Below are 13,180 nucleotides of genomic sequence, written 5' to 3'. Positions count from 1 at the left end.
GGGCTTTCCGTGGGTACGACGAGGTGCGCGCCGGCGTCGTCGCCGGGGGTGGATCAGCTGGCGCCGAACGGGCTCACGCGCCGCCCGAGAGCTTCTCGCGCAGGGCGGCGAGCTGCTCGTCGCTGGCGAGCGTGCCGCCGCTCTTCGCCTCGGCGGGGGCGGAGGAGGTGTAGCTCTGGTCCCCGCCCTCGATGCCGGTGGCAGCGTCGGCAGCGGCCTCGGCGTCGGCAGCGGCGGCCTTCTTGACCTGGGCCATGTGCGCCTCGTAGCGGGTGTGCGCCTCGGCGTACTGGCGCTCCCACTCCTCGCGCTGCTTGTCGAAGCCTTCCTGCCACTCCTGGGTGTCCGGGTCGAAGCCCTCGGGGTAGATGTAGTTCCCCTCGTTGTCGTACTCGGCGGCCATCCCGTACTGGGTCGGGTCGAACTCGGTGTCCGGCGTGACACCCTCGTTCGCCTGCTTCAGCGACAGCGAGATACGACGGCGCTCCAGGTCGATGTCGATGACCTTGACCATGACGTCGCCGTTGACCTGCACGACCTGCTCCGGGATCTCCACGTGGCGCTCGGCCAGCTCGGAGATGTGCACCAGGCCCTCGATGCCCTCCTCGACGCGCACGAACGCACCGAACGGGACGAGCTTGGTGACCTTGCCCGGCACGATCTGGCCGATCGCGTGGGTGCGGGCGAACTGGCGCCACGGGTCTTCCTGGGTCGCCTTCAGTGACAGGGAAACGCGCTCGCGGTCCATGTCCACGTCCAGCACCTCGACGGTGACCTCCTGGCCGACCTCGACGACCTCGGACGGGTGGTCGATGTGCTTCCAGGACAGCTCGGACACGTGCACCAGGCCGTCGACGCCACCCAGATCCACGAAGGCACCGAAGTTGACGATGGAGGACACGACGCCCTTGCGGACCTGGCCCTTGGCGAGCGCGTTGAGGAACTCGCTGCGCACCTCGGACTGGGTCTGCTCCAGGTAGGCCCGGCGAGACAGGACCACGTTGTTGCGGTTCTTGTCCAGCTCGATGATCTTCGCCTCGAGCTCGCGGCCGACGTAGGGCTGCAGGTCGCGCACGCGGCGCATCTCGACCAACGACGCGGGCAGGAAGCCGCGCAGGCCGATGTCCAGGATGAGGCCGCCCTTGACGACCTCGATGACGGTGCCCTTGACGGGCTCGTCCTTCTCCTTGAGCTCCTCGATCGTGCCCCAGGCGCGCTCGTACTGCGCGCGCTTCTTGGACAGGATCAGACGGCCTTCCTTGTCCTCCTTCTGGAGGACAAGGGCTTCGACCTCATCGCCGACGGTGACAACCTCGGCCGGGTCGACATCGTGCTTGATGGACAGCTCACGCGAGGGGATGACGCCCTCGGTCTTGTACCCGATGTCGAGCAGGACCTCGTCGCGGTCGACCTTGACGATGGTGCCCTCGACGATGTCGCCATCGTTGAAGTACTTGATCGTCTTGTCGATCGCCGCGAGGAAGTCTTCCTCCGACCCGATGTCGTTGATGGCGACCTGCTGGGGCGCGCTGGGTGCGGTCGGGGCGGTGGCGGTGTCGGTGGTCATTAGGCGGGTTGCTCCGGTGGGATGGGTATCGTAGGTGGTCGGTCGGCTACCAGGATGGCGAAGCACGGCGGAACCCCGATGACGAGGCATGCGACGGCCCTGCTCAAACGTCCGGCGAGCAAACGTTCCACCAGTGAACGACCGCGGCATGACCCGCTGACGGTGCGCGGCCCCGGCTGGTAGAGCCCCGGGCAGCGCTGACCCACTGCGCTGACACGTATCGTACGCGGGCCCCGGTATCGGACACAATCAGGGTCGGCAACGGCCCCCGCTACCGTGGGCGGCCCGTCCCCCTCACCCGCCGCGAGTCCGGGAAAGTGGCTCTGTACAGCCGATTCCCGGGCCGGACCGGCCCACCGGCACCCCGGATGACCAACCCGCCGCCACCCCCGATGAGGAGCCTGTCATGCCCGAGCCCGCCGCACCGCCCGCGGACCCGACGGAGAGCGCCGAGCACCGGCTCGGCACCACCGGCGTGGCACACCGCGAAGTCGGCGGCGCGGAAGCCGAAGCGGCGAACCTCGCTTGGTGGGACGCGGACGCCGACGACTACAACGCCACGCATGGCGGCTTTCTCGGTGACGCCGACTTCGTCTGGTGCCCCGAGGGCGTCCGGGAGGAAGACGCCCGGCTGCTCGGGGACGTACGCGGGCGTCGCGTCCTCGAAGTGGGTTGCGGACAGGCCGCGTGCTCGCGATGGCTCGCGTCCGAAGGCGCGTACGCGGTGGCCACCGACCTGTCCGGCGGGATGCTGCGCCACGCCCGCGCGGGCAACGAGCGCACCGGCGTGGCAGTCCCCCTCGTACAGGCCAACGCCGAGCGGCTGCCGTTCGCGGACGGCAGCTTCGATGTCGCGTGCTCCGCGTTCGGCGCGCTGCCCTTCGTGCCTTCGCTGGAGACCGTGTTCACGGAGGTGCACCGCCTGCTGCGCCAGGACGCGCCGTGGGTGTTCTCGGTGACTCACCCGATGCGCTGGATCTTCCCGGACGACCCGGGGCCGCAGGGACTGACCGTGACCCAGCCGTACTTCGACCGCACGCCGTACGCGGAGGTCGACGAAAACGGTGTCGCCACGTACGTCGAATACCACCGTACGGTCGGCGATTACGTACGCGTGCTCGCTGCGACCGGCTTCGCGCTGGAGGATCTGCTGGAACCGGAGTGGCCGGACGGGCACACCCGTACGTGGGGCCAGTGGAGCCCGCTGCGCGGCCGGCTCTTCCCCGGCACAGCGATCTTTCGCACTCGCCGCACCTGAACTATTACGCTGCGCCAGGTGAGCACCACCGAGCGCTTCACCGCCCTGGACCCGCTCCTGCCGCCACCCCCGTCCGAAGCCGGCGGCGAGCGGATCACGGCCGTGACCGCGAACGGCGAGCGTGTTTCCGGTGTGCTGCAACGGTATCGGCACGGCCCGGCGGACGTCGCGCTGCTGTGGTCGGCCGAGCAGGTGTGGCAGCTGTTCCCCGATCCCGGAATCTCCGGCACCGCCGGGTTCGACGCGCTACTCGGCGCCCTGCGGTCGCGAATGGACAATGAGCAGGCCGAGCCGGACTCGGCCTGCGTGGTCAATTGGCCGAGCCGCGACGCGGAGGCGATCCGGGCCTTCCTCGACCACGGCATGGTCCCGATGTCCGCGCTGGCCGTGCGCACCGGGCAGGAGCCACCGGCCCCCGAGCCGGATGTCCCGGCCATCCGCAGCGCGGGACCGGAGGACCTGGACGCCGTCCTGGCACTGTGCACGGCGACCTTCGACTACACCGGCCTGGTCGCGCACCGCCGCCGCGCACAGACCGCGGAGCTGCTCCGCCCGGCCTTGCGGCATGCCCTCGGCGAACCGGCCACCTGGCTCGCCGAGGAGCACGGTGAGGCGGTAGGCCTCGCCCAGTGCGCCTGGGTCGAATCCGAGCCGGGGAACGCAGCCGCGGAGTTGCTGCCGACGGGCCGCTGGGGGTACGTGAACAACGTCATCACCGCGACCGGTCACCGCAGCCGCGGGATCGGGCGAGCCCTGATGGCCCGAGCGCATCGCGAACTGAACGGCCGCGGAACGGCGGGCACCTACCTCTACTACAACCCGCTCAACCCGCTCTCCTCGGTGTTCTGGCACCGGCAGGGCTACCGTCCCTTGTGGACGTCGTGGGAGGCGCACCCGGCTTCCGCTCTGCGCTGAGCAAGCCTCGCATCACCTGCTTGTGTGACGTGTGACCACCCGGGTTGCCCGGCCTGCACAGACCGGGCTAGGTTTTGAACTGACCAGTCAGTTCAAAGACAGGAGTGCGACCGTGCGGGTCCACGCCGACCGGGTGTCCCTTGACGGACCCCATGGTCCGTTGCTGCCGCCGACCTCGGTCATCGTCGAGGAAGGCGGGCTCACCGTGGTGCACGGCGAACCCGGCGTCGGGGTCACCGCGCTGGGACTTGCGCTCGCCGGGCGGCTGCGCCCGACCACCGGCACGGTGACCGCCGAACCCGCCGGTGAGCTGCGAAGCCTGGTGGCCGTAGTGGACGCGCCCGGGGTCAGCGAACCCGACGAGGCGCTGCCGCTGCGCGTAGTCGTCGGCGAGGAACTCGCGTTGGCACATCGGCCGGCGGGCAAGCCGGATGTGGCTGCCTGGCTGGCCACGCACGACGCGGCACCGTTCGCCGGGACCCGGTTCGAGAGCCTCGCGCCGGCGCTGCGGATCCGGCTGCTGACGGAGCTGGCCGCCGAGCGGGCCGGGGTGCGAATACTGGTCCTGGACACGCCCGACCGGCACACCAGCGACGTCGCGACCTGGACCGAAGTGGCCCGGACGCAGGCGGCGCGTGGTTTCGCGGTCGCCGTGCTCACTGCGACCACGCCGCTCTCGGCGCTCCCCCAGCCACCGGCCCGGATCGGGTCGGCCGAGCAGCCGGATCCGGTGCGGTACGGCGCTCCCGAAGACAGCGCTCAAGCCAGCACGGAAATCAGCACTGCGACCGGCGCCGAAACCGCTGCCGCCGAAGGAGACCGGGCATGACATCCCCCCACAAGCGCGCCGGTGGCCTGAACGCGTTCCGGATCGCGCGCAACGAGCTGCGCCGGCTGTCCACCGGGACGTTGCCGAAACTGGCGATGGCCGCGCTCGTGCTGGTACCGCTGCTGTACGCGTCGTTCTACCTCTACGCCAACTACGATCCCTACGGCCGCCTGGACAAGCTGCCCGCGGCCGTGTTCACCGAGGACGCCGGGGCGAAGGATTCTTCCGGCGCGGAGCGCAACATCGGCCACGAGGTGACCGGCGAACTGCTGCAGTCCGGCACCTTCCAATGGCATCAAACGTCCGAAAAGGACGCTCGGGACGGCGTGCGCGACGACAAGTACTCGTTCGCCATCGGCATTCCGAGCGGGTTCTCCGCGGCGCTGCTCTCGTCCGGGAACTTCACCCCGCAGCAGGCGACCATCACGCTCACCACCAACGACGCCAACAACTATCTGTCCGGCACGATCGCCAAGCAGGTGGCCGATCAGGTCCGCAAGACCATCGCCAAGAAGGTGGGCAGCGAGGCCGCGGACCGGTTCCTCGTCGGATTCTCCACCATCTACGGCAAAATCTCCGAGGCGAGCGACGGAGCCGAGCAACTCGCCGACGGCGCGACCAGACTGCAGAACGGCCAGCACCAGCTCGCCGACGGGGCGCATCAGCTGGCGACCGGCTCAGGCACGCTGGCCACCGGGCTGGGCACGCTGAAGTCGAGTACCGCGGATCTGCCCGCGCAGACCCAGAAACTCGCCAGCGGCGCAGGACAAGTGGCCGATGGCAACCAGAAAGTGGCCGACGCCGCGTCGCTGGCCGCCTCGGCCTCGTCCGATCTGCAGAGCCGACTCGACGGATATCGGGCTCAGCTGAACACGCAGCTGCGCGACGCCGGACTGTCCGACGGTCAGGTCAAAGACGTCCTCGCGCGGCTGGACGCGCTGCGCTCCCCCGTCGATCAGGCGAACGGGAAGATCCAGTCGGCCAACGGTCAGGTGCAGAAGCTCGCGGACGGCGCACGCCAGGTCTCCGACGGCGCGCACCAGCTCGCCTCGGCCTCGCCGCAGCTGGCGAGCGGGATCGCGAAGGCGTCCGACGGCGCGAACCAGCTGCGCGACGGCGCGGCCAAGCTCGACGACGGCGAGAAGACCGCGGTGACCGGCACGGACCAGCTCGCGGCCGGGTCCGCGAAGCTGCGCGACGGACTGTCGGCCGGGCTTTCGCAGATCCCGAACCCGGACGACCCGACCCGGACAGCGACCGCGAACACGATCGCCGACCCCGTCGCGGTCACCTCCAACGGCGTCGCTTCCGCAGGCACCTACGGGGCCGGGCTCGCTCCGTTCTTCATCGCCCTGGCGACCTGGATCGGCGCCTTCGTGCTGTTCCTGCTGATCCGGCCGCTGTCCACCCGGGCGCTCACCGCGGGCGCGTCCCCACTGCGGGTCGCGATCGGTGGCTGGCTGTCCTCGGCCGTGCTCGGGCTGGCGCAGGTGGTGGTGTTGTTCGCCGCGGTGACCTGGCTCGTCGGGATTCACGTGGCGCATCCGCTCGGCGCGATCGGGTTCGCTTTCCTGGTGTCGCTCACGTTCACGTCGGTGGTGCACGCGCTGAACGCGTTCTTCGGCGCGGTCGGCAAGTTCCTCGGGCTGGTGCTGCTGGTGCTGCAACTGGTCAGCGCGGGCGGCACGTTCCCGTGGCAGACCATCCCGGACGCGCTGTACCCGCTGCATGTGGTGCTGCCGATGGGCTACGCGATCGACGGGTTCCGGCATCTGCTCTACTCCGGCGCGTCGATGCAGATCCTCGGGGACGTCGGGGTGCTCCTGGCCTACCTTGCCGGCGGGATCCTGCTGTCCACGCTCGCCGCGCGCAAGCGCCGGGTCTGGTCGGTGTCCGCGCTCAAGCCCGAGCTGAGCCTGTGAGAGAGGCGACGAAGCAGAAGCTGTTCGAGGCGACCCTGCGGCTTTCGGCCGGCAAGGGGCTGGTGGGGCTGACCGTCGACGACATCGCGGCGGAAGCGGGCGTGGCCAAGGGCACCGTGTACTACAACTTCGGGTCGAAGGACGGACTGGTCGACGCCCTGCTCCGGTTCGGCGTCGACCTGCTGGCCGGGCGGCTGCGCGCGGTCGCCTCGGACACCGACCCGCTGGAAGTGATCGAGGCGCAGGTGGACGCCACGCTGGAGTTCATCGGCGAGTACCCGGGGTTCTCCCAGATCGTGGTGAGCGAGCTGTGGCGCGCGCCGGGCCGGTGGCACGACACGCTTTCCCTGCTGCGCGAGGAGATCATCGCGATCGTGAAGACCCAGCTGGAACGGCTCGACGCGGCGGGCAGGCTGCCCGCCGGGGTGCGCATCCCGACCGCGGCCGCGGGCCTGTTCGGCACCATGCTGGTGGTCGCGCTCGACTGGCAGGTCTTCCAGCCCGCGCGCAGCCGGGCCGAGGCGCTGGACTCGGTGATGGTCCTGGTGCGCGGACTGGGCGAGGGGTGAACGGGTCACCCCTCGCGCAGCCCCGTGGGCGGATCAGTGGCAGTTGGCGCAGCAGCCACAGCCCTTGCCGGTGCACGCGGAACAGCACCCGTGGCGCAGAAAGGTCCTGAAGAGCCGCTCGAACATGTCTCAGTCCTCCGAAATAGATGGGCATGTGCGCATGTCACGCTAGGTGCCCGCGACGCGCCGCCGGTACCGCCGACCGAGCGGGGTGTACCGGGCGGAAACCGCACGGCTGCGCGGTTTCCTGCTCGCACAGCGGAGTTTGGAGTGTCCACAGAGGACTCGCATGGGCCGTTGGGTGGACCCGTTCGGCGGCGTGGGGAGTACGGCGAGGCGTCCGGATGGCGGAAGCGGGCGGATCACGGACCGACGGTGGACCCGACAGGCCCGCTCACAGGCGTGCATCGGGAACCGGCATGGGGTGGCTTGGCCGGACATGGCACGCACGCTGCCGTACTCAGCCGGTCGTGACCCGCGCCCCGGGCCACGACCGGCGAAGTCAGTGCGCGCGAGAGGTCAGTGCGCGGCCTCGTTCCACGAGCGGCCGTAGCCGACCGAGACCTCCAGGGGGACGGCGAGATGGTAGGCCGAGCCCATGCCCTCGCGGACCAGGTTCTCGACCTCCGCGCGTTCGCCTTCGGCCACTTCCAGTACCAGTTCGTCGTGCACCTGGAGCAGGACGCGGCTGCGCAGCTTCGCCTTGCCGAGTGCGCGGTGCACGTTGAGCATGGCCACCTTGATGATGTCGGCCGCGCTGCCCTGGATGGGGGCGTTGAGAGCCATCCGCTCGGCCATTTCGCGGCGCTGCCGGTTGTCGCTATTGAGGTCCGGCAGGTAGCGGCGGCGGCCGAAGATCGTCTCGGTGTAACCCCGTTTCGCGGCCTCGCCGACCACCGACTGCAGATAGTCGCGCACCCCGCCGAACCGGGCGAAGTACGCCTCCATCTGCTCCTTCGCCTCTTCGGTGGAGATCCGCAGCTGCTGCGAGAGCCCGTACGCGGACAGCCCGTAGGCCAGGCCGTAGGACATCGCCTTGACCCGGTAGCGCTGTTCGGCGGTGATCTCCCCGGCCGGCACCGAGAACGCCCGCGAGGCCACGAACGTATGCAGGTCCTCGCCGCTGTTGAAAGCCTCGATCAGCCCCTCGTCCTGGGACAGGTGCGCCATGATGCGCATCTCGATCTGGCTGTAATCCGCGGTCATCAGCTCGGTCCAGCCCGCGCCGACCACGAACGCGTCGCGGATGCGCCGGCCTTCCTCGGTGCGCACCGGGATGTTCTGCAGGTTGGGCTCGATCGAGGACAGCCGGCCGGTGGCCGCGATGGTCTGCTGCAGCGTGGTGTGGATGCGCCGGTCGTCGGCGACCGACTTGATCAGCCCCTCCACGGTGGTGCGCAGCTTGGTCGCGTCGCGGTGTTCCAGCAGGTACTGCAGGAACGGGTGCTCGGTCTTCTCGAACAGGCCCTGCAGCGCCTCGGCGTCGGTGGTGTAGCCGGTCTTGGTGCGCTTGGTCTTGGGCATGCCGAGTTCCTCGAACAGCACCACCTGCAGCTGCTTCGGGGAGCCGAGGTTGATCTGCTTGCCGATCACCTCGTAGGCGGAATCCGCGGCCTGGGTGACCCGGCCGAGATAGTGCGCCTCGAGTTCGGTCAGCTGGTCGACGTCGACCGCGATGCCCGCCGCCTCCAGCTCGGTGATCACCTCCAGCAGCGGCAGCTCCAGCTCGGCCAGCAGCTTCGCCCCGCCCAGCTCCTCCAGCTCGGTGCCCAGCGCGCCGCTCAGCTCGAACACCGCGCGGGCGCGCACCAGCTCGGCGGAGATCTCCTTCTGCTCCGCCTCCTCGGCACCACCGTCGAGCAGCGACAGCTGACCGTCGCCCTCGTCGGATTCCGAGCGCAGCTCACGGTGCAGGTACCGCAGCGCCAGATCGTCCAGCCCGAACGTGCGCTGGCCCGGCCGGGCGAGGTAGGCGGCCAGCGCGGTGTCCATGGCCAGCCCGGCGAACGCCCAGCCGCGGGCGCGCACCGCGTGCAGCGGCACCTTCAGATCGTGCCCGATCTTGCGGATCTTCCCGTCCGCGAACCACGCCGCCAGCGCCCGGTCGTCCGCCTCGTCCATCGTGGTGACGTCCACATAGGCACCCTCGCCGTCCGCCGCGGCGAAGGCCAGCGCACGCAGATCGGACCGGACCGAGGTGCCGGTGGTACGGAACGACAACGCGACCGGTGCGCCCTCCCCGGCGTGCGCGCCCAGCCACTCGGCCAGCGCGCCGGGCGCGAGCGCCGAGCCGGACACCTCGAAACCTTCCTCGGCCTCCGGTTCGGCACTGCTGAGCGTGTCGAAGAGCCGCTCGCGCAGCACCCGGAACTCCAGCTCGTCGAACAGCCGGTGCACCGCCTCGCGGTCCCACGGGCGCAGCTCCAGCTCGGCGGGCGTGGTCTCCAGCGGCACGGTCCGCACCAGCTCGGTCAGCTCGCGGTTGAGCGAGACCGAGGACAGGTTCGCCCGCAGCGCCTCGCCGACCTTGCCCTTCACCTCGTCCACCCGGTCGATCAGCTCGGCCAGCGTGCCGAACTGGCGGATCCACTTGGTCGCGGTCTTCTCCCCCACGCCGGGGATGCCGGGCAGGTTGTCCGAGGGGTCGCCGCGCAGCGCCGCGAAATCCGGGTACTGACTCGGGGTGAGGCCGTACTTCTCCTCGACCGCCTCCGGGGTGAAACGGACCAGATCGGACACGCCCCGCTTCGGGTAGAGCACGGTGACCCGCTCGCCGACCAGCTGCAGCGCGTCGCGGTCGCCGGTACAGATCAGCACGTCGAAGTCGGCGCCCGCCTGCGTGGTCAGCGTGGCGATGATGTCGTCGGCCTCGTAGTTCTCCTTGGTCAGCGAGGGGATGCCGAGGACGTCGAGCACCTCCCGGACCAGGTCGACCTGCCCGCGGAACTCGTCCGGCGTGGCGCTGCGGTTGGCCTTGTAACCGGCGAAGGCCGCCGAGCGGAAGGTCTTGCGGGACAGGTCGAAGGCCACCGCGAGGTGCGTCGGCGCCTCGTCGCGCAGCAGGTTGATCAGCATCGAGGTGAACCCGAACACCGCGTTCGTGACCTGCCCGGTCTTGGTGCGGAAATTCTCCGCGGGCAGCGCGAAGAACGCGCGGTAGGCCATGGAATGGCCGTCGATCAGCAGCAGCCGGGGCCGCTCGGCGGTGGTGGCGGCTGTGGCGTTGGCAACGGTTCGGTTCTCGCTCGGGCTCACGGGGGCGAGTCTAGGGTGGGGGTCCGACACTCTTGCGGGTCGCATAGGTTGAGGAGCGTGGAGTGACCGAACAGGCCGCCGAAATCTCGCCGGGCACGTTCGCGGGCATCGATCCCGCGGCCGCCGGGCAGCAGCTGAACGACAGGATCGGGCTGGAAGTCACCGAAGCCTCCCCCGAGCGGGTCGTCGGCACCATCCCGGTCGAGGGCAATCTGCAGCCCTACGGCCTGCTGCACGGCGGGGCGAACGCGACCGTGGCCGAGGCGCTCGGCTCGATACTGGCCGCGCTCAACGCCGGCCCCGGGCGTGCCGCGATGGGCCTCGAACTGTCCTGCACACACCACCGCGCGGTCCGCGCCGGCACGGTCACCGGGGTGGCCACCCCGGTGCACGTCGGGCGCGGCACGATTACCGCGGAGATCGTGCTCACCGATGACGAGGGCCGCCGCACCTGCACCGCCCGGCTCACCTGCGTCGTCCGGGACCGGCCGCCGGGCGCCTGACGACGCAGCAGACGTGCGCCGAACCAAGGCACCCGACCCGCTACGGCAGCCAGACCCGCACTGGTGGCCCGCCTCGTCGATCGACGTCCTCTCGCCCTCCGGGTCGATCGCCGCGTCGACTACGGGATCGTCCTGCCCGGCGGCGGAACCGAATGGGTCCCGCTGATCTACGGATACCTGGACGAGACCGCACGGTCCCGGCCGGTCACCGAATCCGGCGAGATCGAGGTCAAAGCCGTCGACGCGTCGTCGCATGTGGCCGAGCACCGCTTCGACGTCCCGTCGCAAGCTCTCGCGGGAGCCGGCGCGTCCGCGCTGGCAGGATCGATCGGCTAGGGCTCGGCCACGGCGGCGATCAGGTGGTCGGGAGCATCAGCATCGAACCGTCCTCCCAGTACAAGCTCGCCGGGGCGGGGCTCCACTGCGGACGGCGAGGGCTACCGCCCGCCCACACGACGGTCGGCGGCGTACCGGGGCCGGTCAGCTCGGCGATCGCAGTCTGAGTCTTGCCGCGGACGACGGCAATCTCGCCGGAATGCTGCTTCAGCGCTTCCGCGACGCGGTACGCCTCGCCGGTCGCAGGGCCGCTCGGGATCGCGGCATGTCGTTTCGGGCCATCTCGTTTGAGGAGCCGGAACAGTCCCCAGACTGCGACGAACGGCCAGGTGATGGCGGAAAACGCGTCAACGAACATCCCCCCGATCTCCGCGAGGCACCCGCTTGGACCGTTCTCGCGTGCGGCGCTGCGTTCGCGCTTGCCGCGCCGGTCCCTCCGCGTGCCGACTGCGACCCGGCCCAACGCGGTGACCTGCACCGGCTCGCGCCAGGCTGCTTCGAAGTACTGCTGTGTCCGCGCGATCAGCTGTTGGTCCATCAGCCCGCCCAGGAGACGGTGTCGAAGATGTCGAGTGCCAGCACTGCGACGTGCTCCCAATCTTGCCAATTGTTCGAGCACACCGCGACCATCGCGACCGAGGTGCCCCGGGGGTCCGGTATCCACGCAGCCACCTGTCGTTGCAAGACCGGCACCTCGACGCTGTCCTCTTCATTGCGAAGGATCGTCTTCTCTTCCTGGATCGTGACAACCGCCTTTCCCGCGGGAAGGTTGAGCGTACGTGCCGTCCGACCCTCGACCGAGGCGTGCACGTCGAGCAGGCCCTCGATGGCGACATCGACCGAGTCGTGTTCCGACGGAATGCAGGAGCTGTCCAGGACCGGCATGATCGGCCGATCGGGAACGTCCGGCGAACGGTAGATCGCGATGGCCGCGTAGCCAATGCCCTGCGCGCCCATGGTTTCGCCATACAGAGCATAGGTATTGGCGAGCATCGCGGCGTTGGGATCATCAGCGGCCAGACCGAACGCGCTGGCCACGCGGCCGTCGAGTTCGTGCTTCTCGGCTCCCCCGACCTCAATGTCCTCGACCGGCAGTTCTACAAACCCGTCCGGAACGGTGAAGGTGAATTCGCGGGTCACCCGGTCACCGCCCCCACGCAACCCGGTCGAAGATCTGCCCGGCAGACTGGGCCGGCCGTCCGTTCACCGTGTCGCTCATGAAATTCTTCGCGGAATCCTCTGCACGCTCGGCGTAGGGCTCGACGACCCACTTGACGCCCATACCGGCCCGTAAACCTGCTTCGCTTTCGACAGGCCGTCGGCGACGGTGCCGGAGAACTCGGCGATCTTGCCGATGCCGTACTCCCACCGATCCTGAAACTCGCCGCCGGCGGAGTCGATATCGCGGCTGCCCATGTCCGTGGCCGAAGAGTTCTTCAACGCGTTGTTCGCATTGGACATGCGTTCCTTGGCCTGCTGCAGGGTTGTGATGAGCGAACTCATCTGGTCCAGATTTACCCGATAACCGCCACCTGACATCTCCGTCTCCCCCACGTCAGCGTCATAGGCTACAGGAACATATCCCGGGCGGCGCGGACGACCACCCTTTCAGCAGTTGGGTTGAGTCCTCCCAGACATCATCAGACGTCTCCGGATCACGCTGCGCCGCATCACCGGATGTCCTCCAGCAGTGCGCGGAGCTGCGTGACCCTGGTTTCCGGCCGGCGCTTGAACGCCGAGGCATTGCGGCTTTGCCGTTACGCCGAGTTGACGTCGTTCTCGATGATGACCTCGTACACGGTCCAGCCAAGCCGCTTCGCAAGCTCGCGAAGGTTCTGCTCCCGGCTGCTGAACGTGTTGCCGTTGCCGGGCTCGTCGAGGTCGTCCGGCTTCAGGTCGGATAACCGCAGGTAGATGATGGCTTTGACAGGGGAATACATCAGGGGTGTGTCTGTCCGGGTCATGAGCCGGACAGTCACACCCCTGATATGTCATAAACAATGTTTCGGCTTTCCCGCCTTGACAA

Annotated in this window: 13 protein-coding genes; 7 read left to right on the top strand and 6 right to left on the bottom strand. The window is 69.3% G+C overall.

Going from position 1 to position 13,180, the window contains the following annotated elements; genetic code table 11:
- Nucleotides 1–73: 73 nt before the first annotated feature.
- Nucleotides 74–1,567, bottom strand: coding sequence for a 30S ribosomal protein S1 (gene rpsA / locus D5S19_RS00255; RefSeq protein ID WP_120021309.1), 1,494 nt, complete (start codon nucleotides 1,565–1,567; stop codon nucleotides 74–76).
- A 406-nt stretch (nucleotides 1,568–1,973) separates the two neighbouring features.
- On the opposite strand from rpsA, the gene D5S19_RS00250 reads away from it, so the two are divergent.
- The 5 genes from D5S19_RS00250 to D5S19_RS00230 all read left to right on the top strand — a co-directional run bounded on the left by D5S19_RS00250 (nucleotide 1,974) and on the right by D5S19_RS00230 (nucleotide 7,060).
- Nucleotides 1,974–2,825, top strand: a complete 852-nt coding sequence (locus D5S19_RS00250) for a class I SAM-dependent methyltransferase (RefSeq protein WP_120021308.1) — start codon at nucleotides 1,974–1,976, stop codon at nucleotides 2,823–2,825.
- Between the two features lie 18 nt (nucleotides 2,826–2,843).
- Nucleotides 2,844–3,740 carry a GNAT family N-acetyltransferase gene (locus D5S19_RS00245; protein ID WP_120021307.1) on the top strand — a complete coding sequence of 299 codons (897 nt, stop codon included), beginning with the start codon at nucleotides 2,844–2,846 and terminating at the stop codon, nucleotides 3,738–3,740.
- 112 nt (nucleotides 3,741–3,852) lie between these two features.
- Nucleotides 3,853–4,569 carry a P-loop NTPase family protein gene (locus D5S19_RS00240; RefSeq protein ID WP_120021306.1) on the top strand — a complete coding sequence of 239 codons (717 nt, stop codon included), beginning with the start codon at nucleotides 3,853–3,855 and terminating at the stop codon, nucleotides 4,567–4,569.
- Between the two features lie 26 nt (nucleotides 4,570–4,595).
- Nucleotides 4,596–6,491 (top strand): YhgE/Pip family protein, encoded by a 1,896-nt coding sequence (locus tag D5S19_RS00235; protein ID WP_120021310.1) that lies wholly within the window; start codon nucleotides 4,596–4,598, stop codon nucleotides 6,489–6,491.
- A complete protein-coding gene (locus D5S19_RS00230) occupies nucleotides 6,488–7,060 on the top strand; it encodes a TetR/AcrR family transcriptional regulator (RefSeq protein ID WP_120021305.1) in 573 nt (190 codons plus the stop codon). The genes D5S19_RS00235 and D5S19_RS00230 overlap by 4 nt, the downstream gene beginning before the upstream one ends.
- Before the next feature lie 519 nt (nucleotides 7,061–7,579).
- Here the strand turns inward: D5S19_RS00230 and polA are convergent.
- A complete protein-coding gene (gene polA / locus D5S19_RS00225; protein WP_199730230.1) occupies nucleotides 7,580–10,315 on the bottom strand; it encodes a DNA polymerase I in 2,736 nt (911 codons plus the stop codon).
- A gap of 62 nt (nucleotides 10,316–10,377) precedes the next feature.
- On the opposite strand from polA, the gene D5S19_RS00220 reads away from it, so the two are divergent.
- Nucleotides 10,378–10,818 carry a PaaI family thioesterase gene (locus D5S19_RS00220; protein WP_120021303.1) on the top strand — a complete coding sequence of 147 codons (441 nt, stop codon included), beginning with the start codon at nucleotides 10,378–10,380 and terminating at the stop codon, nucleotides 10,816–10,818.
- Nucleotides 10,819–10,881: 63 nt separating this feature from the next.
- A complete protein-coding gene (locus tag D5S19_RS00215) occupies nucleotides 10,882–11,154 on the top strand; it encodes a hypothetical protein (RefSeq protein ID WP_120021302.1) in 273 nt (90 codons plus the stop codon).
- Between the two features lie 19 nt (nucleotides 11,155–11,173).
- Here D5S19_RS00215 and D5S19_RS00210 read toward each other — a convergent pair whose 3' ends face one another.
- From D5S19_RS00210 to D5S19_RS00195, 4 genes are all read right to left on the bottom strand, one after another.
- Nucleotides 11,174–11,692 (bottom strand): hypothetical protein, encoded by a 519-nt coding sequence (locus tag D5S19_RS00210; protein ID WP_120021301.1) that lies wholly within the window; start codon nucleotides 11,690–11,692, stop codon nucleotides 11,174–11,176.
- The gene (locus tag D5S19_RS00205) at nucleotides 11,692–12,294 is read right to left on the bottom strand and encodes a hypothetical protein (RefSeq protein ID WP_120021300.1); all 603 of its coding nucleotides are present in this window, start codon (nucleotides 12,292–12,294) and stop codon (nucleotides 11,692–11,694) included. Before D5S19_RS00205 ends, D5S19_RS00210 begins: the two co-directional genes overlap by 1 nt.
- A 75-nt stretch (nucleotides 12,295–12,369) precedes the next feature.
- Entirely contained in the window at nucleotides 12,370–12,657 is a 288-nt protein-coding gene (locus D5S19_RS00200; RefSeq protein WP_120021299.1) for a hypothetical protein, read from the bottom strand.
- Between the two features lie 254 nt (nucleotides 12,658–12,911).
- The gene (locus D5S19_RS00195) at nucleotides 12,912–13,094 is read right to left on the bottom strand and encodes a hypothetical protein (protein WP_120021298.1); all 183 of its coding nucleotides are present in this window, start codon (nucleotides 13,092–13,094) and stop codon (nucleotides 12,912–12,914) included.
- Nucleotides 13,095–13,180: the final 86 nt, after the last annotated feature.

Source organism: Amycolatopsis panacis, from assembly GCF_003600245.1.
GTDB lineage: Bacteria > Actinomycetota > Actinomycetes > Mycobacteriales > Pseudonocardiaceae > Amycolatopsis > Amycolatopsis sulphurea.
This window is presented reverse-complemented; position numbering and strand designations above follow the sequence as displayed.